The sequence below is a fragment of the Pseudomonas sp. NFPP04 genome (assembly GCF_900113815.1).
GTDB classification, from domain to species: domain Bacteria; phylum Pseudomonadota; class Gammaproteobacteria; order Pseudomonadales; family Pseudomonadaceae; genus Aquipseudomonas; species Aquipseudomonas extremorientalis.
Map to the genome: position 1 here is coordinate 376,518 of NZ_FOQS01000005.1, position 21,448 is coordinate 397,965.

Annotated in this window: 21 protein-coding genes; 14 read left to right on the top strand and 7 right to left on the bottom strand. The window is 61.7% G+C overall.

All coding sequences use genetic code 11. The features are described 5' to 3' along the window. Positions 1-63: 63 nt before the first annotated feature. Together BM017_RS13920 and BM017_RS13925 are read left to right on the top strand one after the other, a co-directional pair. Complete coding sequence (locus BM017_RS13920; protein WP_071491793.1) at positions 64-606, top strand: sigma-70 family RNA polymerase sigma factor; 543 nt, start codon at positions 64-66, stop codon at positions 604-606. Then, complete coding sequence (locus BM017_RS13925; RefSeq protein ID WP_092245161.1) at positions 603-1,535, top strand: FecR family protein; 933 nt, start codon at positions 603-605, stop codon at positions 1,533-1,535. The genes BM017_RS13920 and BM017_RS13925 overlap by 4 nt, the downstream gene beginning before the upstream one ends. Here BM017_RS13925 and BM017_RS13930 read toward each other — a convergent pair. Then, the gene (locus BM017_RS13930) at positions 1,532-3,349 is read right to left on the bottom strand and encodes a sigma-54-dependent Fis family transcriptional regulator (RefSeq protein WP_092245164.1); all 1,818 of its coding nucleotides are present in this window, start codon (positions 3,347-3,349) and stop codon (positions 1,532-1,534) included. The genes BM017_RS13925 and BM017_RS13930 overlap by 4 nt on opposite strands. Before the next feature lie 255 nt (positions 3,350-3,604). Between BM017_RS13930 and BM017_RS13935 the strand changes: the two genes are divergently transcribed. Genes BM017_RS13935 through BM017_RS13960 form a run of 6 tightly spaced genes read left to right on the top strand, consistent with a single transcriptional unit; the run spans position 3,605 to position 9,528 of the window. Continuing rightward, entirely contained in the window at positions 3,605-4,699 is a 1,095-nt protein-coding gene (locus BM017_RS13935) for an ABC transporter ATP-binding protein (protein ID WP_071491790.1), read from the top strand. Next, entirely contained in the window at positions 4,699-5,796 is a 1,098-nt protein-coding gene (locus BM017_RS13940) for an ABC transporter ATP-binding protein (protein WP_071491789.1), read from the top strand. Before BM017_RS13935 ends, BM017_RS13940 begins: the two co-directional genes overlap by 1 nt. Beyond that, positions 5,793-6,659, top strand: coding sequence for a carbohydrate ABC transporter permease (locus BM017_RS13945; RefSeq protein ID WP_010209674.1), 867 nt, complete (start codon positions 5,793-5,795; stop codon positions 6,657-6,659). Before BM017_RS13940 ends, BM017_RS13945 begins: the two co-directional genes overlap by 4 nt. A gap of 10 nt (positions 6,660-6,669) precedes the next feature. Continuing rightward, complete coding sequence (locus BM017_RS13950) at positions 6,670-7,470, top strand: carbohydrate ABC transporter permease (protein WP_071491788.1); 801 nt, start codon at positions 6,670-6,672, stop codon at positions 7,468-7,470. A 10-nt stretch (positions 7,471-7,480) separates the two neighbouring features. Beyond that, entirely contained in the window at positions 7,481-7,753 is a 273-nt protein-coding gene (locus BM017_RS13955; protein ID WP_003232363.1) for a DUF2160 domain-containing protein, read from the top strand. Positions 7,754-7,785: 32 nt separating this feature from the next. Beyond that, positions 7,786-9,528: an ABC transporter substrate-binding protein gene (locus tag BM017_RS13960; RefSeq protein ID WP_092245167.1), complete on the top strand. Its 1,743-nt coding sequence runs from the start codon at positions 7,786-7,788 to the stop codon at positions 9,526-9,528. A 45-nt stretch (positions 9,529-9,573) separates the two neighbouring features. Here BM017_RS13960 and BM017_RS13965 read toward each other — a convergent pair whose 3' ends face one another. From BM017_RS13965 to BM017_RS13975, 3 genes are read right to left on the bottom strand one after another with little or no spacing between them, the layout of a single operon-like run. Beyond that, positions 9,574-10,440, bottom strand: a complete 867-nt coding sequence (locus BM017_RS13965; protein WP_092245170.1) for an alpha/beta fold hydrolase — start codon at positions 10,438-10,440, stop codon at positions 9,574-9,576. Then, positions 10,437-11,318, bottom strand: coding sequence for a class I SAM-dependent methyltransferase (locus tag BM017_RS13970; RefSeq protein ID WP_092245173.1), 882 nt, complete (start codon positions 11,316-11,318; stop codon positions 10,437-10,439). Before BM017_RS13970 ends, BM017_RS13965 begins: the two co-directional genes overlap by 4 nt. Next, positions 11,315-12,556 (bottom strand): YcaO-like family protein, encoded by a 1,242-nt coding sequence (locus tag BM017_RS13975; RefSeq protein WP_092245176.1) that lies wholly within the window; start codon positions 12,554-12,556, stop codon positions 11,315-11,317. The genes BM017_RS13970 and BM017_RS13975 overlap by 4 nt, the downstream gene beginning before the upstream one ends. 902 nt (positions 12,557-13,458) lie before the next feature. Between BM017_RS13975 and BM017_RS13980 the strand changes: the two genes are divergently transcribed. From BM017_RS13980 to BM017_RS13990, 3 genes are read left to right on the top strand one after another with little or no spacing between them, the layout of a single operon-like run. Continuing rightward, entirely contained in the window at positions 13,459-14,838 is a 1,380-nt protein-coding gene (locus BM017_RS13980) for an iron-containing redox enzyme family protein (RefSeq protein ID WP_092245179.1), read from the top strand. A gap of 10 nt (positions 14,839-14,848) precedes the next feature. Beyond that, positions 14,849-15,793: a methyltransferase gene (locus BM017_RS13985; protein ID WP_092245182.1), complete on the top strand. Its 945-nt coding sequence runs from the start codon at positions 14,849-14,851 to the stop codon at positions 15,791-15,793. Between the two features lie 5 nt (positions 15,794-15,798). Further along, positions 15,799-16,917: a carboxylate-amine ligase gene (locus BM017_RS13990; RefSeq protein WP_092245185.1), complete on the top strand. Its 1,119-nt coding sequence runs from the start codon at positions 15,799-15,801 to the stop codon at positions 16,915-16,917. A gap of 16 nt (positions 16,918-16,933) precedes the next feature. Here BM017_RS13990 and BM017_RS13995 read toward each other — a convergent pair whose 3' ends face one another. Next, the gene (locus BM017_RS13995) at positions 16,934-17,362 is read right to left on the bottom strand and encodes a hypothetical protein (protein WP_092245188.1); all 429 of its coding nucleotides are present in this window, start codon (positions 17,360-17,362) and stop codon (positions 16,934-16,936) included. A 163-nt stretch (positions 17,363-17,525) separates the two neighbouring features. Between BM017_RS13995 and BM017_RS14000 the strand changes: the two genes are divergently transcribed. Then, entirely contained in the window at positions 17,526-18,527 is a 1,002-nt protein-coding gene (locus BM017_RS14000; RefSeq protein ID WP_092245191.1) for an ABC transporter substrate-binding protein, read from the top strand. A gap of 23 nt (positions 18,528-18,550) precedes the next feature. Here the strand turns inward: BM017_RS14000 and BM017_RS14005 are convergent, their stop codons facing one another. After that, positions 18,551-18,955, bottom strand: coding sequence for an MFS transporter (locus tag BM017_RS14005; RefSeq protein WP_256575629.1), 405 nt, complete (start codon positions 18,953-18,955; stop codon positions 18,551-18,553). On the opposite strand from BM017_RS14005, the gene BM017_RS14010 reads away from it, so the two are divergent. After that, on the top strand, positions 18,929-19,453 hold the full coding sequence (locus BM017_RS14010; RefSeq protein WP_170856074.1) for a hypothetical protein: 525 nt from the start codon (positions 18,929-18,931) through the stop codon (positions 19,451-19,453). The two genes, BM017_RS14005 and BM017_RS14010, sit on opposite strands and share 27 nt — an antisense overlap. On the opposite strand, the gene BM017_RS14015 is transcribed toward BM017_RS14010, so the two are convergent. Next, on the bottom strand, positions 19,454-20,242 hold the full coding sequence (locus BM017_RS14015; protein ID WP_092245197.1) for an AraC family transcriptional regulator: 789 nt from the start codon (positions 20,240-20,242) through the stop codon (positions 19,454-19,456). Between the two features lie 86 nt (positions 20,243-20,328). Between BM017_RS14015 and BM017_RS14020 the strand changes: the two genes are divergently transcribed. Next, positions 20,329-21,327 (top strand): bile acid:sodium symporter family protein, encoded by a 999-nt coding sequence (locus BM017_RS14020; RefSeq protein ID WP_071491778.1) that lies wholly within the window; start codon positions 20,329-20,331, stop codon positions 21,325-21,327. The last annotated feature ends 121 nt before the right edge of the window (positions 21,328-21,448 follow it).

Genomic DNA, 21,448 nt, shown 5'->3' on the forward strand with positions numbered 1-21,448 from the left:
AGCGGGTTTTACTGGCATTGTTCGCGCAATTGGTAACTCTTCCCATTTGAGATCTTTTTGCGCATGCATGACATTCCGGCCGCGCTGGGCGACTCCGTTCGCCAGCAGACCCTCACGGCGATGTACAGCGAGCACCACGGCTGGTTGCACGGCTGGCTGCGCAAGAAACTCGGGTGTTCCCAGCAGGCCGCCGACCTGGCCCATGACGCGTTTATCCGCGTCCTGATGCTGGCCGAGCCGCAGAGTATCAAGGAGCCTCGTGCTTTCCTGGCCACCACGGCTGGTCGGTTGTTGATCGACAGTGCCCGTCGCCGTCGTATCGAAAAAGCCTACATGGAAGCCCTGGTGATCCAGTGCGAAGACGCCGACATGCCCGACCCGGCTGCGATTCATGTGGCCTTGCAAGCCCTGGAGCGTATCGCAGAGATGCTCGCCGGCTTGCCTTTCAAAGCCCGCGAAGCATTCCTGTTGAGCCGCCTCGACGGGCTGACCTACAGCGAAATCGCCCTGCGCCTGGACGTTTCCTCCAGCACCGTCAAAAACTACATTTCCAGCGCCCTGGTGCATTGCTACCACAGCCTGCACCCGGCAGACCCGCTGGCATGAGTTCCGAGCAGATCATCCAGCAAGCCGCACAGTGGCTGACTCGCCTGCACGACGAAGGCGTGACCGACGCCGACCGCCAGGCGTTCAACACCTGGCGCCAGGCCGACCCGCGCCACGCCGTGGCCATCGAGCGCATGAGTGCGTTATGGGGCAGCCTCGATGCCTTGCCCGCCAAGCCAGCGCGCATTGCCCTGAACCGCGCCTTCACCCCGCGACGCCCACGTGGCGCACAGGTGGTGGGTGTGCTCGGCCTGGTTTTGTGCGGCTGGCTGGGCCTGCAACACTTGCCGGTGTGGATGGCCGACCAACGTACCGGTGTCGGTGAGCGTCGGCAGATCGCCCTCGAAGATGGCAGCCAGTTGCAGCTCAACAGCAACTCGGCGGTGGATGTGCAGTTCGACGGTCATCAACGGGTGATCGAACTGCTGCAAGGCGAGCTCTGGGTCGAGGTGGCGAAGGATGCGCAACGGCCGTTCGTGGTCCGCACCGACCAGGGCACGGCCACTGCGCTGGGCACGCGTTATCTGGTCAAGCGCGCGGCAGACGGCACCACGGTGGTCACGGTGATCGAGTCCACGGTCGCGATCAAAGGCGATGCCGGCGATGGGGTCAAGGTCACGGCCGGCCAGCGTTCGGTGCTCGACCACGGCCGCGCCCAGCCGCCGCAAGCCATCGGTGACAGCGATCCCGACGCCTGGACCCGCGGCCTGCTCAAGGTCAACGACCAACCCTTGAGCGAGGTCTTGCAAACCCTCGCCAGCTACCGCCACGGCTTGCTGCGTTTCGACCCCCAGGCCCTGCAAAACCTGCGGGTGTCCGGGGTGTTCAAGCTGGACGACACGTCGGCGGCGTTGTCGTCACTGGCCGATAACCTGCCGATCCAGGTGGAGTACTTCACCGACCTGCTGGTGGTGGTCAAGCCACGCTAGCCCTCGTTCTGGCGCAGGCGTTTGTACAGGGTATTGCGGCTCACCCCCAGCTCTCGTGCCAGATGGGAGATATTGCCGCCGGCAGCTTTCAAGCGCTGGTTCAGGTCGATGCTGTCATCCAGGTACTCACTGGCGGGCGGCGGCGCCGCGACGTTCAAATCCACGAAGAAATCGTCCGGCAGGTGCTCTGCACGGATCGGCTGTTCCTCGGCCATGGCCAGCGCCACCTGCAACACACTGCTCACCTGGCGCAAATTCCCCGGCCACGGGTGCCGCTCGAACAGCGCCAGTACTTCGGCGCTCAGGCCCGCCCATTGTGTCGGCTCGCGGTGTTGCTGCCACAGTTGCTGGAACAGCGCCCGCTTGTCGGTGCGCTCGCGTAACGGCGGCAGTTCCAGGGTCAGGCCACCGATGCGGTAGTACAAATCCTCACGGAAACGCCCAGCCTGTACCAGATCCCGCAGTGCACGGTTGGTGGCCGAGATGATGCGCAAATCCACCGGGAACAACTCGCTGCTGCCTACCGGTTGCACGCAACGCTCCTGCAACACCCGTAGCAAGCGGGCCTGGGTGGGCAGCGGCATATCACCGATCTCGTCGAGAAACAGCGTGCCCTTGTCGGCCTTGCGGATCAGGCCGATGCTGCCTTTCTGGTTGGCGCCGGTGAACGCGCCCTTTTCATAGCCGAACAGCTCCGATTCCACCAATTCGGCGGGAATCGCCGCGCAGTTCACCGCGATAAATGCCTTCTGGCTGCGCGAGCTGGCGTGGTGCAGGGCTTTGACGAACACCTCCTTGCCCACGCCGGTTTCGCCGTGAATCAGCAGCGGGATGTCTTTCTCCAGCAGGCGCTCGGCCTGGCGCACGGCTTTCTCGACGCGCGCGTCGCCGAAATGCAAAGTCTTGAGGCCAATCGGCGCAGGCTTCGATGGCGCCGGCTCGGTGAACACGCGCGCCTGCACCGGCATCTGCCTGGGACGCTTCAACAAGCACTGGAAGCGATTGCGTCCCGCCGCTTGCAGGGAGAAGGGCAGGCCTTCCGGTTGGTTCAACAGTTCCAGCAACGATACCTTGAACAGGCTGTCGATCATCACCCGCGACAGGCTGATGCCCAGCAGGTTGTCGGCACGTCGATTGGCCGACAGCACCTGGCCGCTTTCATCAAAGATCAGCAGGCCGGCCCACTGGCTGTCGAGGTTGCTCAGCCCGGTGTTGAAGGTCAGCTGGAAATGTTCGCCGCGAAACAGGTTGAGGATCAGCCGGTTCTCCACGGTCTGGCTCATCATCTTGACCATGCCCAGGGTGTGGGAGGGCGGCAGGTAGCTGTCGCTGGACACATCCAGCACCGCGATGATCTCGCGCTGGGCGTCGAAGATCGGCGCCGCCGAGCCGGTCATGAAGCGGTTGGCCTTGAGAAAGTGTTCATCGTGTTCGATATGCACCGCCTGGGCGCAGGCCAACGCGGTGCCGATGGCATTGGTGCCGCTGGAACGCTCCATCCAGCTGGCGCCGGGGTTGAAACCACGGGCCAGCTTGGGCTCGATAAAGCGCTGGGTGCCCCAACTGGTCAGCACCTGGCCCTGGTTGTCGGCCAGCATGATCAGGCAGTTGGAATTGCTCAGGATGTTCTCGTAGTAGGGCAGCACTTCCTGGTGGGTGGTCTGCACCAGCGAATGCTGGCTCTCCAGCAATTGGCTGATGCCCTCAGCGGGGAGCTGGTCGAAGCTGGGCGTGCTCTGATGGTCCAGGCCAAAGGCGCGGCAACGGCGCCAGGATTCCTGGATAAGGGTGTCGTGAGCCAGTGGTTCGGCCATGGGGTGACCTTCGTTTTTATTGTTATGGGGTCTTGCGCAACGGACTGCTGGAAATCATTCCACTGTATTGGTCGTCAGAGTGTTGTTCAGAACTGTTCATTGTCAAGGCCCTGACTGTTCAGTTGTTCAGCCAAATTGTTCACTCCTGAACATCGCTTTCAGCTGATTTCCTTGCACATCAACCACTTGTCGTTTTGGCACGAAACTCGCTCTGTCACCTGGCCAGATTCATTCCAATAATAAAAAGGTCGTGTCATGTCATTGACCCTGGAACATGTCTCCCGCGTTGTCGAAGGCCAGACCTGGATCGACGACGCCAACCTGCGTTTCGAAGCCGGTTCCTTCAACGTCTTGCTCGGTCGCACGCTGTCCGGCAAGACCAGCCTGATGCGCCTGATGGCCGGCCTGGACAAGCCGGACAGCGGCCGCATCCTGATGAACGGCGTGGATGTCACGCAAAAACCGGTGCGGCTGCGCAACGTGTCGATGGTGTATCAGCAGTTCATCAATTACCCGACCATGACCGTGTTCGAAAACATCGCCTCGCCGTTGCGCCAGGCGGGTGTGTCCAGCGAGCTGATCCAGAGCAAGGTGCTGGAAACCGCCAGGATGCTGCGCATCGAAAAATTCCTCCAGCGTCACCCCCTGGAACTCTCCGGCGGCCAGCAGCAGCGCACGGCCATGGCCCGCGCACTGGTCAAGGATGCCGAACTGATCCTGTTCGATGAGCCGCTGGTGAACCTGGACTACAAACTTCGCGAAGAGCTGCGTCAGGAAATGCGCGAACTGTTCGCCGCACGCCATACCATCGCGATCTACGCCACCACCGAGCCCAACGAAGCCCTGGCCCTGGGCGGCACCACGACCATCCTCCACGAAGGCCGGGTGATCCAGAGCGGCAAGGCGGCCGAGGTGTATCACCAGCCGCAGACTGTGCTGGCCGCGGAGTTGTTTTCCGAGCCGCCGATCAACCTGATGCCGGGGCGCATCAGTGGCAATGAAGTGAGCTTCGCCAATTTCGTGCACTTCCCACTCAACGTCGACCTGCGTCCCATCGGCGAAGGCGAGTTCCGGTTCGGCGTACGCCCCAGCCATATCAGCCTGGTGCCGAGCAACGATGACGACCTGGAGTTGGCGGTCACCGTGGAAGTCGCCGAGATCAGCGGTTCGGAAACTTTCCTGCACGTGCGCAGCGAACATTTCCTGCTGGTGCTGCACCTGCCGGGGGTGCACGAGTACGACGTCGATGCGCCGATTCGCGTGTATATCCCCACCCATAAACTGTTTGTGTTCGATGGCCAGGGCCGTTTGGTCCAGGCTCCCGGACGCCGTGTCGCGAGGGTTGCCTGATGGCCGAGATCCATTTGCAGAACCTGGCGCACAGCTACAGCCCTGCGCCGAAAGGGCCTGAAGACTACGCTATCCGAGCAATGAACCACGTGTGGGAGCAGGGCGGGGCCTACGCCTTGCTCGGGCCGTCGGGCTGCGGCAAGTCGACGTTGCTCAACATCATCTCCGGCCTGCTCAGCCCGTCCGAAGGCCAGGTGCTGTTCGACACTCAAGTGGTCAACGACCTCACCCCGGAAAAACGCAACATCGCCCAGGTGTTCCAGTTCCCGGTGGTGTACGACACCATGACGGTGTTCGACAACCTGGCGTTCCCGCTGCGCAACCAGGGCATGGCCGAGGCGAAAATTCACAGCAAGGTGCAGGAAATTGCCGAAGTCCTCGACCTGCAAAACCTGCTGACCAAAAAGGCGCGCAACCTCACCGCCGACGAAAAACAGAAAGTCTCCATGGGCCGTGGCCTGGTGCGTGACGACGTATCGGCGATCCTGTTCGATGAGCCGCTGACGGTGATCGACCCGCACCTCAAGTGGAAACTGCGGCGCAAGCTCAAGCAGATCCACGAGCAATTCAACATCACCATGGTCTATGTGACCCACGATCAGCTGGAGGCCTCGACCTTCGCCGACAAGATCGCAGTGATGTACGGCGGGCAGATCGTGCAGTTCGGCACGCCGCGTGACCTGTTCGAACGGCCGAGCCACACCTTTGTCGGCTATTTCATCGGCAGCCCCGGGATGAATCTGATCGAGGTGCAGGCCCAGGCGGGCGGGGTGCGCTTTGCCGAGACTCATTTGCCCTTGTCCGAGGCGTTGCAGCAACGTATTGCCAACACCGACTACAAGAAGCTGCAGGTCGGCATCCGCCCGGAATTCATCCACGTATGGGACGAGTACAACCCTGACGCCCTGCAGGCCGATGTCACTCATCTCGAAGACCTTGGCACCTACAAGATCGTCACCCTCAACCTCGATGGCGCGCTGCTCAAGGTGCGCCTGGCCGAAGACAAGCCCGTGCCGGAAGGCAAGGCGTCCATCAGCTTTCCGGCGCAATGGCTGATGGTGTATGCCGACGACTACCTGCTGGAGGTGCAGCCATGAACAAGGTGCAGAACAACAAGGCCTGGTGGCTGGTGTTGCCGGTGTTCCTGCTGGTGGCGTTCAGTGCGGTGATCCCGATGATGACCGTGGTCAATTACTCGGTGCAGGACATCTTCGACCAGTCCAGCCGCTACTTCGTCGGTGCCGACTGGTACAAGCAGGTGCTGCTCGACCCGCGCCTGCATGACTCGTTGCTGCGTCAGTTCATCTACTCGGCCTGTGTGCTGCTGATCGAAATCCCGCTGGGCATCGCCATTGCCCTGACCATGCCGACCAAGGGCCGCTGGTCGTCGCTGGTGCTGATCATCCTGGCCATTCCGTTGCTGATCCCGTGGAACGTGGTGGGCACCATCTGGCAGATTTTCGGTCGCGCCGACATCGGCCTGTTGGGTTACAGCCTCAATGCCCTGGGCATTAGTTACAACTACGCCGCCAACACCATGGACGCCTGGGTCACGGTGTTGGTCATGGACGTATGGCACTGGACCTCACTGGTGGCGCTGCTCTGCTATTCGGGGTTGCGGGCGATTCCGGACGTGTACTACCAGGCTGCACGGATTGATCGTGCATCGCCCTGGGCGGTATTCCGACATATCCAGTTGCCGAAGATGAAAAGCGTGCTGCTGATCGCGGTGATGCTGCGGTTCATGGACAGTTTTATGATCTACACCGAGCCGTTCGTGCTTACGGGCGGTGGGCCGGGGAACGCCACTACCTTCTTGAGTCAGACGCTGACCCAGATGGCCGTAGGCCAATTCGACCTGGGCCCGGCTGCGGCGTTTTCCCTGGTGTACTTCCTGATCATCCTGTTGGTGTCCTGGCTGTTCTACACCGCCATGACCCACTCCGACGCCAACCGCTGAGGCCGCCAACATGAACAAGAGAAAGCTGATACCGCTACTGATCTACATCCTGTTCCTGCTGGTGCCGATCTACTGGCTGCTGAACATGTCCTTCAAGAGCAACACCGAAATCCTCGGCGGGCTGACGCTGTTTCCGCAGGACTTCACCCTGGCCAACTACAAGGTGATCTTCACTGACCCGAGCTGGTACACCGGTTACCTCAACTCGCTGTACTACGTGAGCCTGAATACGGTGATCTCCCTGAGTGTGGCGCTGCCGGCGGCCTACGCGTTTTCGCGCTACCGCTTCCTCGGTGACAAGCACCTGTTTTTCTGGCTGCTGACCAACCGCATGGCGCCACCGGCGGTGTTTCTGCTGCCGTTTTTCCAGTTGTACTCGTCCATTGGGCTGTTCGACACGCACATCGCAGTGGCCCTGGCCCACTGCCTGTTCAACGTGCCGTTGGCGGTGTGGATCCTGGAGGGTTTCATGTCCGGCGTGCCCAAGGAAATCGACGAAACCGCCTACATCGATGGCTACTCGTTTCCGAAGTTTTTCGTGAAGATTTTTATCCCATTGATTGGCTCCGGCATCGGTGTGACGGCATTTTTCTGCTTCATGTTTTCCTGGGTCGAACTGCTGCTGGCGCGCACCTTGACCTCGGTCAACGCCAAGCCGATTGCGGCAGTGATGACGCGCACGGTGTCGGCATCGGGTATCGATTGGGGCGTGCTGGCGGCGGCGGGGGTGTTGACTATCCTGCCCGGCATGCTGGTGATCTGGTTTGTTCGCAACCACGTGGCCAAGGGCTTTGCCCTGGGCCGGGTCTGAGGAGTCGATGATGGAATGGATGGCCTGGACCACCCCCACCGCGCTGTTCTTTGGCGGCATAGCCCTGATCCTCGCGGGCATGACCACCTGGGAGCTGCGTTCGCCGAGTATCCCCCGGCGGGGCTTTTTGCCGATCAGCACCACCCGTGGTGATCGTTTGTTTATCGGTCTTCTCGGCAGCGCCTACCTGCATTTGCTGGTGATCGGCGTTACCGACTGGAGCATCTGGGTAGCGTCCGCGCTCTCCCTGGTATGGCTGTTGAGTGTGATGCGTTGGGGCTGATGCCCTTATGAATAAACAACCAGGAGGTCTCTATGTTGAATAAGAACAATAAGCTGCGACATAGCATTTCATTGGCCGCCGTACTGGCTATGAGCGGTTTGAGCGCTTCGGCCTGGGCCGATGCGTACGAAGATGCCGCGAAAAAATGGATCGGCAGCGAGTTCAAACCGTCCACCCTCACGGCCGACCAGCAGTTGGCGGAATTGAAGTGGTTTATCAAGGCCGCCGAACCGTTCCGTGGGATGAAGATCAACGTGGTGTCGGAAACCCTCACCACCCACGAGTACGAGTCCAAGGTGCTGGCCAAGGCCTTCACTGAAATCACCGGGATCAAGCTGACCCACGACCTGTTGCAGGAAGGCGACGTGGTGGAGAAGCTGCAGACCCAGATGCAGTCCGACAAGAACATCTACGACGGCTGGGTCAATGACTCTGACCTGATCGGTACGCACTTTCGCTACGGCAAGACCGAATCCATCACCGACCTGATGGCCAACGAAGGCAAGGACTTCACCTCGCCGACCCTGGATATCAAGGACTTTATCGGCATCTCCTTCACCACCGCGCCGGACGGCAAGATCTACCAGTTGCCTGACCAGCAGTTCGCCAACCTCTACTGGTTCCGCGCCGACTGGTTCGAGCGCCCGGAGCTGAAAGCCAAGTTCAAGGAAAAATACGGCTACGACCTCGGCGTACCGGTGAACTGGTCGGCCTATGAAGACATCGCCAAGTTCTTCAGCGAAGACGTCAAGGAAATCGACGGCAAGCGCGTGTATGGGCACATGGACTACGGCAAGAAAGATCCGTCCCTGGGCTGGCGCTTCACCGATGCCTGGTTCTCCATGGCCGGTGGCGGCGACAAGGGCCTGCCCAACGGCCTGCCGGTGGACGAGTGGGGCATTCGCGTGGAGGACTGCCACCCGGTGGGCTCCAGCGTCACCCGTGGCGGCGACACCAACGGCCCGGCCGCAGTGTTTGCCACGCAGAAATACGTGGACTGGATGAAAGCCTACGCGCCGCCGGAAGCGGCGGGCATGACGTTCTCCGAATCCGGCCCGGTGCCGTCCCAGGGCAACATCGCCCAGCAGATCTTCTGGTACACCGCGTTTACCGCCGACATGACCAAACCGGGCTTGCCAGTGGTGAATGCCGACGGCACGCCGAAATGGCGTATGGCGCCGTCGCCGGTGGGACCTTACTGGGAAAAGGGCATGAAGAAGGGCTATCAGGACGTAGGCTCCTGGACCTTCCTCAAGTCGACGCCTGAGAAACAGAAACTCGCGGCCTGGCTTTACGCGCAGTTCGTGACCTCGAAAACCGTTTCGCTGAAGAAAACCATCGTCGGCCTGACGCCGATCCGTGAGTCCGACATCAACTCCCAGGCCATGACCGACATGGCGCCGAAACTCGGTGGCCTGGTGGAGTTCTACCGCAGCCCGGCCCGCGTCGAGTGGACCCCGACCGGCACCAACGTGCCGGACTACCCACGCCTGGCGCAACTGTGGTGGGGCAACATCGCCAGGGCTGCCAGCGGCGAGCAAACCCCGCAACAAGCGCTGGACAACCTGGCCAAGGAACAGGACGCGATCATGACGCGCCTGGAACGCTCCAAGGTGCAACCGGTGTGTGGCCCGAAAATGAACCCCGAGCGTGACGCGCAATACTGGTTCGACCAGCCGGGCGCGCCGAAGCCGAAGCTGGCCGACGAGAAACCGAAAGGTGAGACCGTGGCCTACGGCGACCTGCTCAAGCAGTGGGAGGCGGCGCGCAAGTAATAGCGGTCAGTGGAGGAGGGCATTACGGCACGCTTGCGTGCCGTTTTACTGTCCCCTGTTTGTCGCCATCAGGCTTTGCTCAATCCCACTCACCAGTACGGGATCGAAGGCGTCATGCCCGGCGCGAAACAGCCGGCATTTCAACAATGCCCGCTGACGCAACCAACGCAGGCTCGACAACCCGACAGGGTCATGGATGCCCTGTATCACTTGGCAGCTACAGCGCAGCATCAGCCCCTGATCCTGTTCGTGAAAAAAATAGCCGGCACGATGGTAGTGCACTTCCAGGCGAATCGCGCGCACGGCGACATCGTCGATAAAGTGCTCCAGGGCGGCCTTGTCCATGCGTTGGCGATTCAGGTGCAGCGCCGCGCCGACCCACGCCAGCGCCGCCTGGCGCTGCAGCTGCCGGCAAGGTTGGTCGAGGTCCTCGCACACCTGCTCGAACGACGTGAACGCCTTGGCGCTCAAGTACCGAGTCAAGGCGTGGTGGTAGATCACCAGATTCTCCGGGCTGGGGACGAACAGCGATGCCAGTACCAACCGGTGTACGTGCGATGGACGCTGCCAGGCATACTTCAACGCCAGCCAACTGCCCCAGGAAACCCCGAGCACAGTGATTTGGGCAAAACCGAAATGCTCGCGTAGCGTCTCAATGTCGTCGATGATCCGTTCCGTTTCGTTGCCTAGCCGCTCACCGTGAGGGGTTGAGCGCCCGCCACCGCGCTGGTCGAACAGCACGATATCGAAGTGCTCCAGGTTGAAAAACGCCAGGTGATCACGGCTGGAGCAGCCGCCTGGTCCACCGTGCAGGAAGAACACCGGCTCGGCGCCTTCCCGACCGTGTCGCTCCCAGTACAACTGGTGGTTATCGGATACCGGCAAGTAACCGCTGCTTTGAAGGTGCGTCATGCAGAAGGACGGGTGAGCTGGTAGAACTGGAACAATTCAAGCTGGCCCGGCCGGGCCGCGATACAGGCTTCCAGGGTGATGCCCAGTGTTTGTGCAACCCAGCGAACTGCCGGCAGCACGGGCGTATGGCCAAATACCAGGGCCACGCCGCCTGGCTTGAGGCTTCCGAGCAACGTGCGCAGCAAGGTGTCGGCATCATGCCGGGTGACCACTTCGGCATTGAGGAAGCGCAGGATCAATGCATCACAGGCAGGGCTTTCGCGTGCGGCGTCCGCTTGCCTGAAACGTACGGGCAAGCCGGCGTGGCGCTGCGCTGCATAGCGGACCATCGAAACCGAAAGGTCCGAGCCCAGGCACAGGCAGCGGGGGAGTGCCTGGGCCAGATGAGCGATCAACTCGCCGGTTGAGCACGCCGGGTCATGGATCAGCGCTCCCGGCTTGAGGCGTTCGCGCAGTACGGCGACACAGCGTTCGCGAAAGTGCGCTTCATCAATGTTCAACTGCGCGGCACGCGCATCGTCGCACTCCCAGAAGTCTGGCGGGCAGATGAACTCCTCGGCGTGCGGCCCCAGTGGTGGGTAGGGAAAGCACACTTCGCTGTGGGCATTGCGTCGGGCTTCGATAAATGCATGATGCTTGGCCGCGGCTGTCGTGGCTTGATAAAACAACGCAACACCTTCATTGCTCCAGTGTTGCTCGGTGAGCGGGCCCAGCAGCATGGCCGGGTGCAAGATGCTGCTCAGGCGGCGTTGCCCCTGGTGGGCGGGCAACGGTCTGTTGCGGCCAGCCCAGCGAACGCTTCCGGTATCCAGTACAAACAGCCGAGCCAGCCCGAACCCCAGCGGCTCCAGATGGCGTTGCAAGGACGCGGCGCTCATCGCGAGACACCCAGCGGCTCACCTCGCAGGCGCCGGCCGCGTTGTTGCGGCACAACGATATTGCCGGTAGAGACCAGGAAAAACCGTTCCAGCCCAGGGATCACTACCTGCACGAGCGTAGTACCGAGCCGGCTTTGAAACAGGTTGCATACACCGGGTGTCAGGTTGTGGCGGGCCATGTCGTCCACCAGACGGGTGATCTGCTCGCCGAGATCCGATAGGGGCTCGTGCTCGTGCAGTAGCACCCACTCGACAGGTTGCGCCATCAGGTGTTCCGGGGAGAATTGCAGGCAGCGTTGCAGGCGCGCGAATGGGGCAAGATGCCGCTGGGCATTGAGCAAGTGGCGGCTCAAGAGCGGTTCGGCCGCCAGCGCCTGCAGTTGTGCAAGTTCTGCCAGCGCACGCCAGGCCGCATGAGTGGGCGTCAGGGAGGTGCCGCTGCCGTACACCACGGGCGTTGTCGAAGGCGTATTGATGAACGCCAGGCAGGTGGTCGTACAGAACTCACGGCTGATGTCCAGCACAACCACTTCGGCGTTGAACTGCTGACGCAGTGCATCCAGCACGCTCCTGGACTCGGGATCGAGGCTGTGTGGCTCGACCCGGCGCAGGCCGGATGGGTGCTGATAGTAAAAGTGTTCCAGCAGAAACAGAGACAGGGCATCCCGTTCAATATTTTCATTCAAGGCATGGAGCAATGCCTCGTCGCGGGTGGCGCCGATGGCGGTTCCGCTGTTGCTCGAATAACGGCGCAGCGCGCGCAGGTCAGTCGGATCGTCGTGCAGCGGTTGTTCGCAGTAGCGCGGGCAGGTCAACGCCAGTGGGTAGGAAAACCACTGATCATCCACCAGGCTGCGGTAGGTGCGGCAGACGATGGCGTCTTCTTGCTGTGCCGTCAGCATTGCCAGCGCGCTGTCATCGTCAAACCGTGAGTCAGCGGCAAAGTAACTGGACGCCTGGCGATGAAGAGGCGACGCGTGCAGGTCGTCGCTCAAATAATGCTCCAATGCTTCATAGAGTGCGCCGACACGTGCCGCTGCCAGATGGCCCTTGCCGGCGCCGCGTGCGACTTCGGTGGATTGCGCGTTATACAGGTGGGCCTGTACGCACAGCGCCTCATCACCCACGGTGCGCAGGCGCGCGCGCAACTTGAGTGCACTCAATTGGGCGAGTATCTGTTGGTGCGCATGGGTCAGGGACTGGCTGCGTTCAGGGACGATGGCATGGTGGGTATGCATGGCGATGACTCCCGGGGAGGAGGAGAGGCATGGCCTCTCCCGGACTCACTTACTCGGCTTCCAGCTCGGCTTTTTCCGTGTCAGTGAGTTGCAGCGCCTCGATGAAGTCGTCCGTATGCTCCTGCTCCAGTTGTTCCATCTCGGCGATTTTGTTTGCGTTCAAGCTAGCCATGTATCCCATATCTGAACCTCTTTTGTTGTTTGATTGGGTGGAGTCGCGTGCTCTCGATGAGCACGGCTAGAACCTATAAAAAATGGGGACTGTCAGGCAAATGTGAGCAACTGTTGCGAAGACCACGGCGCGGGGCGGTGGAAACAAATCCATTCACTCCAATTGTTGACCATTGCCGAAAGGGGGGGATGCCCGAAAACCACGGGCTGCGCCTGCGGTGATAGCCATCGTCCAACGATGCGCCCATTAGGGCGTTGCTGTGGGGAGCTGCTGGATATTCTTTCGGGCGCGTTGGGCTTTTCGCGATGTTGAAACGGTGGTGAGCGCCCAGGCAGGTGATCGTCGTCGGGGTACTACAGAACCTGTCGACATCGTTTACAAAAAAACCGATGCGGCATGCCCGGTTCCTGCATACAGCCTTTACTGGCTGTTACGCCGCTGGCGTTTGTAATCGCCTGGAGTCCGCGCCGTATCCCGCGCCGGTGGTAGCCTTTGCGCCCGGCTGAACGCTCTGGTGGAGGCGCAGCATGTGCCGCAAAGTGACCCCACCGTGGCGGGAGGCATTCAAGACCGTACCGCTCCTGACCGTCGATCCGCCCCTCTTCAACCCCGATTGAATTTTCCGCACACCACGATGCTCTTCACTTTAGAAGCGTGTGGTACTGAGCGCTCTTGCGGGGCCTCCTTGTCGGGAGGCCTGGTTGTATCGGACTTTGCGGAAACTGCCATCATGACGCTTCTTACAGCGCTGTCGGGCCAACCGGCCTCTATCACCCACTCGGCGCCCGGCCAATACCAGCGGCTGTACCAACAGCTCTACGGTGAAGCCCAGGGGGCCGAAGAGATCGCGCGGGATTTCCTGCTGGCGCAGTTGACGCAAATGCGAGACGCCGCCAGCGATCTGCCCGAGATGGCCGAGCAACTGCCTGCCTGGGTCGAGCAGCGTTGCGCGCAGGTGGCCCAGGCCTATGCCGATTACCTTGAACAACGCCAACAAGGTCGGCCACGTCGCTATTTCCAGAACAAGGCCCATGCGCTGTATTTCCTGCAACACGTAGCCCCGACCAAACAGGTCGACGGCGCTTGGCTCAATGGCCTGCTGCGCCACTGGCTGGACCCCCGCTTTGACGGTCTGCTCACCACGTATCTTGAGGAACTGGGCGATGGTATAGCTGCACAGAACCATGTGGTGATCTACCGCAAACTGCTCAGCGAGCACGATGCCGACAGCGAAGCCGGCCTTGAAGACGCGCATTACCTGCAGGGCGCCCTGCAAATGGCCTTGGGCCTGTGCGCGCAGGACTTTCTGCCCGAGATCATCGGCTTCAACCTGGGCTACGAACAGTTGCCCCTGCACCTGTTGATCACCGCCTACGAGTTGAGCGAACTGGGCATCGATCCGTATTACTTCACCCTGCACGTGACCATCGACAACGCCAGCAGCGGCCACGCCTGCAAGGCAGCGCAGTCGGTACTGAGCCTGCTGCCGCTGGGCGAGGGCAGGGCGGATTTCTACCGCCGGGTGGCCGAGGGGTACCGCCTCAACGACCTGGGCCCGGGAACCACCGCGATTATCAGCGTTTTCAACCTGCAGGACGAAGTGGTCGCGATGCTCGAGCGCAAGCGCAGCTTCGGCCAACACATGCACTCGGACTATTGCCGCTTCGAAGGCAAGACCGTCAACCAGTGGCTGGGTCAGCCGGGGCAGATCGGCGCCTTTCTCCAGGCACTGGAAGACAAGGGCTGGATCAAGCGCAACCAGGACCCGGCCGAAAGTCGATTCTGGCAACTGATCGAGGGCGCAGGCGCGGCGATGTTCGGCGTGTTCAGCGGCTATGAAAAACAGATGCTGCACGATTGGATCGCCGGCGACTGGATCAGTGACAAACGTGTGCCGCCCGTGCGGCCCGGGCGCGGCAGCCGGTTTTCCCGCGAGCAGCAACGCCCGACGGACCCGGACACCCAGGCGCTGGTTGATTCATTGTGCAACCTGTCCGATCAACAGCAGCTCAACGCACTGATCCCGTGGATGTCGGCGCGACGCCATTGCACGCCCGCCGGGTTGTACGCGACCCGCCGCTTTATTCAATTGCGCGCGCGATTGCGCTAAGGAACTTCCCATGTTTGCACAACACCTGGCCGATCGCGCCCTGTTGAACCTGGGCCGCGGGTTGAAGCAGCGCGGCTACCGTTTCATCACCCCGACTCCCTTGACCCACGAACGCGTCTATCAACGTCGGGCTGCCTCCCAGGCATCGGACCTTCGCGACGTATTCGGCTGGTCGATGCCGTTTGACCGCGACCTGGTGCCCGACACCTTCCGCGAGGACCTGCAACAAGCCGATCTCGTCGAACCGCATGGCGCGCTGTGGCGCAGCGCGGTGCGTTGGTCCAGCCTGGACGATCTTCTGTTTGCGCATTCCGCATACCCCACCACTGAACCGGATGCCGTGTTCTTCGGCCCCGACAGCTACCGCTTCGCCCAGGTGATCGAAGCCCATCTGCAACAGCGCTTCGAACCGCTCAAGCGCGCCGTGGATATCGGCTGCGGCGCGGGTGTAGGGGCACTGGTGATCGGCCGCGCTCGACATGACGCGCAGGTGTTGGCGGTGGATATCAACCCGCGCGCCCTGCGCATGACCGCCGTGAATGCCGAGCTGGCCGGGCTGAGCAATGTCAGCGCCTACCACAGCGATGTGCTGGCAAGCGTGGAGGGCGAGTTCGATTTGATCGTGGCCAACCCGCCGTACATGAATGATGACCGTCAACGCGCCTATCGCCACGGTGGCGGTGCATTGGGTGAGCAGTTGTCGGTGCGCATCGCCGGCGAATCCCTGGGTCGCCTGGCCCTTGGCGGCAGCCTGGTGCTGTATACCGGTGTGGCGATAGTCGCGGGCGAGGACCCGTTCCTGGCGGCGGTCAAGCCATTGCTCGGCAGCGATGCGTTCGGCTGGACCTACCGTGAACTGGACCCTGACGTATTTGGCGAAGAGTTGGATAAGCCGGGCTACGAGCGGGTAGAGCGGATTGCGGTGGTCGCGCTCACCGTCACCCGTCTGCGCTGAAGGTCATGCTCACTTTCGGTATCGAAGAGGAATATTTCATCACCGACCTGCACACGCGGCACATGGTCGGCGAACCGTCGGCGGCGGTGCTGGCGGCCTGCCGGCAGGCGATTGGCCCGGGCTTCGCCCTCGAGATGTTCCAGGGCCAGATTGAGGTGGCATCCCCGGTGTTCAAGGCCAGCAGTGAGGCGGCGGATTACCTGGCCACCGTGCGCCACAACCTCGCCCGCTCCTTGGGCGCATTCGGTCTCGGTGTGGTCTGTGCCGGCAGCCATCCCTTGGCGGCATGGCGCGAGCAAACGGCCACCGACCGCGTGCATTTCCAGCAATTGTTCGAAGACATCCAGTACGTCGCGAGTCGCAGTGTGCTCTGTGGGTTGCACGTGCATGTCGAGGTGCCGGCCGGAATCGACCGCATCGCGGTGATGAATCAGGTCTCGCCCTGGTTGCCGTTATTGCTGCTCCTCAGTTGCTCGTCACCGTTCTGGGAGGGCGCACCCACAGGGTTCATGAGCTATCGCCAGGCCGCGTGCGATGAGTGGCCACGCATGGGCGTTCCCGAGCACTTCACCGATTGGTCGGCGTACTTGCGCTATTTGGCATTGCTGCAGCGCGTCGGTGCGATCAAGGCCGATGGCAACGGGTGGTGGGGCATTCGGCCTGCGGCGCGTTATCCCACCCTGGAACTGCGCATGACCGATGCCTGCCCCAGGCTGGCGGATGCGTTGGTGCTCGCCACCTTGTTTCGGGTAATGGTCACTCATGCCTGTGCCCTGGAACATCCCGGCGCCGGGTTCACCGCCGAGGCGCGCTGGCTTCTCAAGGAGAATCGCTGGCAGGCCAAGCGCTACGGTGCTGCGGGCAGCTTTGCGCTGGATGACCAGGGGACGATGGGCACTGCTGAACAGTGGCTGCTAGAGGCGCAACGCATCTTCGCGGCCACCGCCGGGGCCATGGGCGAGCCTCAGGTGTTTGATGACCTGCATAGGTTGCTGGCGTCAGGCAACAGCGCCGTCGATCAATTGCGCTGCCATGCCGACGCCCGGGCCTCGGGCGCCGATGAGCACGTGTGTCTGCAGCAAGTGGTCGACCGCCTGCTGGCCCAGAGTCGCGCAGCCCATTGACCTACTGCGCGAGCAATCAGGCCGCTTGTGGCTGCAGATGCAGTGCACCGTCGACATCCTTGACCAACCCACTGGCCAAAAACAGCGGTACCAACCGCTTGTGCAACTGCGGCTCGACAAACTCCTTCACCGTATCCAGCGCCAGCACACCGCTCAGCGGCAATTCGGCCTTGGTGTACGACAACCAGGCTTTCTTCAACACCTGCAACACATCGCTGCCCGCCGTGGTGGCGAAACGGCGCTGGGTGGGTTTGCCGTCGAAGGTGAAGCTGTGCTGGAACGCATAGCCGTTTTCATCGCCGTTACCATCGGTGCAGCGGATGCAGCTGCACGGGTCGTCGCCGAACGCGCTGCGCAGGTAGGCGTTGAAGTCCACCACGGGTTTGAGTGACAGGCGCTTATCCACCTCGAACAGGTCCCCGGTCATTTTTTCGTCAGTGTTCAACGTCCATTTCCTCGCTGGTTCGGCAGTTTTTCAAAGCGCGGCACAATAGCAGCCGGGGGCTGGTTTGTGGGCCATTTGCATAACAATAGATCCCGATATTCTTTTCCACTCTTAAAAATCGTCGCTAGGCTCCATCACCTTCTTAAAAACGCGGCAGACTCCCATGACTTTCAAGCGCTCCTCCCTGACCCTCTTGGCGGCTGCGACAGCCATGATCAGTATCGGCGCCCAGGCCGAAGGCAAGATCAGCATCGCCCAGCAATTCGGCATCGGCTACCTGATCCTCGACGTGGTGCGCGACCAGCATCTGATCGAAAAACACGGCAAGGAACAGGGCCTGGATATCCAGGTGGACTGGAACAGCATTTCCGGCGCCACCGCGATGAACGAATCGCTGCTGGCCGGTGCGCTCGACGTGGTCTCCGCTGGCGTGCCGCCGATGCTGACCCTGTGGGACCGCACCAAGGGCAAGCAGAACGTCAAGGCCATCGCCTCCCTGGGCTCGATGCCCAACTACCTGCTGACCAACAACCCCAACGTGAAGACCCTCAAGGACTTCAGCGAAAAAGACCGCATCGCCGTGCCCGCCGCCGGTGTGGGTTTCCAGTCGCGCACCTTGCAGATCGAAACCGCCAAGCAGTTCGGCGATGCCAACTTCAAGAAGTTCGACGACATCTCCATCAGCCTGGCCCATCCCGATGCGACCGCCGCGTTGATTGCCGGGGGATCGGAGATCAACGCGCACTTCTCCAGCCCGCCGTTCCAGTATCAGGAACTGCTGAACCCTAACGTGCACAAGGTGCTCAGTTCCTACGACATCCTCGGTGGGCCGGCCACGTTCAACGTGCTCTACACCACGCAGAAATTCCACGACGAAAACCCCAAGACCTACAAGGCGTTCTATGACGCATTGGCCGAAGCCGAGACGATCATCAAGGCTGACAAGCCAGCGGCAGCCAAGGCGTATATCCGCGTAGAGCAGTCGAAGTTGCCGTTGGACCTGGTGCAGAAAATCGTCCAGGACCCGGAAATCGACTTCACCATCGTGCCGCAGCGTACCTACATCTACGCCGAGAAATTGCAGGCACTGGGCGTGCTGAAAAACAAGGCCGCCAGTTGGAAGGACTACTTCTTCGAAGAGGCCCATGGCGGCAATGGCAGTTGAGAGGCCCAAGTTCAAGCGCGAGCTCAGTAAGCGGTCGTTCTGCAGGTGGGCAGGGCTGCGCCGCGATAGAAGGACAGAATTGCCAGCAGTTGAACGGTGACGGCCACCACCACCACGGCAACAATCGCCTCTTGCGGATCGACAAATGCCGCGCGTATAAGGCCGAAGCCGGCGGGTGCGAAAGCGTAGATGGCCTGGCTGAGGGCAACCATCAGAGCGATGACCTTCGCGGTATTCTCGTGGCTGAACTCGGTTTGCGCGATCAACGGTGGCAGCGATGTGGCGTTGCCGATCCCGGAGCCGATCAGCACGACTGCTATCCAGGCGACCGCAGGGTCCAATTGCAGGCAAAGCAACATCAAGGTGCCCAGCAGTTGAACCCCATAAGCCAGGCAAGCCAAATGGCGACGATTAATGCCTTGGCTCATCCAGTGCGCGGCGATGTATCGCCCGCCCATGCGCTGGAGGCGCTGCTGGCGATCAGTTCATTTGAACTGCCGGCGTTCAAGCCGTCCACTCCGTGCCATCTGCGCCATGCCCGTAGTTGCTACGATCATTTGGCCGGTGAGTTGGGGGTAAAGGTGCATGACGCCTTGTTGGAGCGCGAATGGATGGCGCTGCAGCAGGGGATGTACCAATTGACGCCAACGGGCATGGAAGGCATGGCAGAACTGGGCCTGGATCTTACCGCTCGAGTCCAGGCGCGCCGGCGCTTCGCCTACCCATGCCTGGACTGGAGCCAACGCTGTGCCCATGTGGGAGGAGCGCTGGGGGCGTTACTGCTGGATCATATGCTGCTAGGCGGGTGGCTGGCGCGAACGCTTGATTCGCGCGCGCTGACGGTGACTGCCAAAGGGCGCAGGCGTTTGGCCAGCGTTTTTGATATCCAATGCGGTGACCGCAGCCAACGCCCTGTAACGGAATGATCAGCGGAAAAACTCACCGGGCGTGGCCTCGAATTGCTGCCGAAACGCATTGATAAACGCCGACGTCGACTCATAGCCACACCCCAGCGCCACATCCGTGACCCGCTCGCCTTGCTCCAGGGCGGGCAGGGCGCTCAATAACCGCAGGCGCTGGCGCCAGGCGCGGAACGTCAGCCCGGTGTCGCTCAAGAACAACCGACTGAGTGTCTTCTCGCTCACCCCCAGTTTCTGGCTCCACTGGCCCAAGGTTGTTTGCTGTTCCGGGTGCGCACTCAGGCTGCGATAGATCGACCGCAAGCGCGGATCCGATGGCAATGGCAGCATCAGATCGACGTGCGGCGCCGCCGCCAACTGATCCAGCACCACCTGGGCCAGGCGCCCGTCCGGCCCATCCTCGGCATACTCCACCGGCAGTTCGCTGAAGCTGCGGATCAGCTCGCGCAGCAGGCTGCTCACCGCCAGCACATGACAGCGCTCCGCCGCCCAGGTGGTGACGCTGCAATCCAGGTACAGGCTGCGCATTTCGGTGTGGGGCGAGCTGAACACGCGGTGCGGTACACCGGCTGGAATCCACACCGCGCGCTGGGGCGGTGCGACGAAGCGGCCGACGCTGGTCTGGATCTCCAGCACCCCGGAAATCGCGTAGGACAATTGCACCCACGGGTGACTGTGCCGGCGGGTCAGGGCGCGGTTGGGCAGCGATTCGGTGCGCCCATACACCGGCCGTGGCAGGCTGGAAAGGCCTGGCACGCTACGGCGCACCGTGTTGGCATGTCCTTTAGGCGGCATTTGTTGGCTCATTGGCGTTAGTCGGTAACAACCCGTTACGTTAGAGTCGCGATGACGCTCTTGGCAACCCCCGGAAGATCCTGCTTATGACTCGCCCCCGTTTCCTGCCTGACAACTTCACCCTGACCCTGATCGCCACGGTGATTCTCGCTTCCCTGCTGCCCGCCAGCGGCCAGACCGCCGTGGCCTTCGGCTGGGTCACCAACCTGGCCATCGCGTTGCTGTTTTTCCTGCACGGCGCGAAGCTGTCGCGCCAGGCCATCGTGGCCGGCGCCGGGCACTGGCGCCTGCACCTGCTGGTGTTCAGCCTGACCTTTGTGCTGTTCCCGCTGCTGGGCCTGGCGCTCAAGCCGGTGCTGTCGCCGCTGATCGGCAAAGACCTGTACATGGGCATGCTCTACCTGTGCGCCTTGCCGGCCACGGTGCAATCGGCGATTGCCTTTACATCGCTGGCGCGGGGCAATATCCCGGCGGCGATCTGCAGCGCGGCGGCGTCCAGCCTGTTCGGCATCTTCCTGACACCGTTGCTGGTGACGCTGCTGCTCAATGTGCACGGCGAGGGCGGCTCGACGGTCGACGCGATCCTGAAAATCAGCGTGCAATTGCTGCTGCCGTTTATCGCCGGGCAGATCGCCCGCCGCTGGATCGGCGCGTGGGTCGGCCGCAACAAGTCCTGGCTGAAATTCGTCGACCAGGGCTCGATCCTGCTGGTGGTCTACGGCGCGTTCAGCGAAGCGGTGAATGAAGGCATCTGGCACCAGATCCCACTGTGGGAACTGGGCGGCCTGGTGGTCGCGTGCTGCGTGTTGCTGGGCCTGGTGCTGGTGGCCTCCACGGTGCTCGGCAAGGCGTTCGGTTTCAATCAGGAAGACCGCATCACTATCCTGTTCTGCGGTTCGAAAAAGAGCCTGGCCACCGGTGTGCCGATGGCCCAGGTGCTGTTCGCCGGGGCGAGCATGGGCGTGCTGATCCTACCGCTGATGCTGTTCCACCAGATCCAGTTGATGGTGTGCGCGGCGTTGGCACAGCGTTATGCGAATCGGCCGGAGTCGATTCCGGAATTGATGGGGCAGGTTGACCCTTGATCTACGCCGAAGGCCTTGTCGCTGTTACGACCAGCGGTATATACGAGCGGATGCCCTCGGCAAGCCCATTCAATCGGGGTCTACGTGCTCATCATGACCGCACCCTGACCCGGTTGAGGTG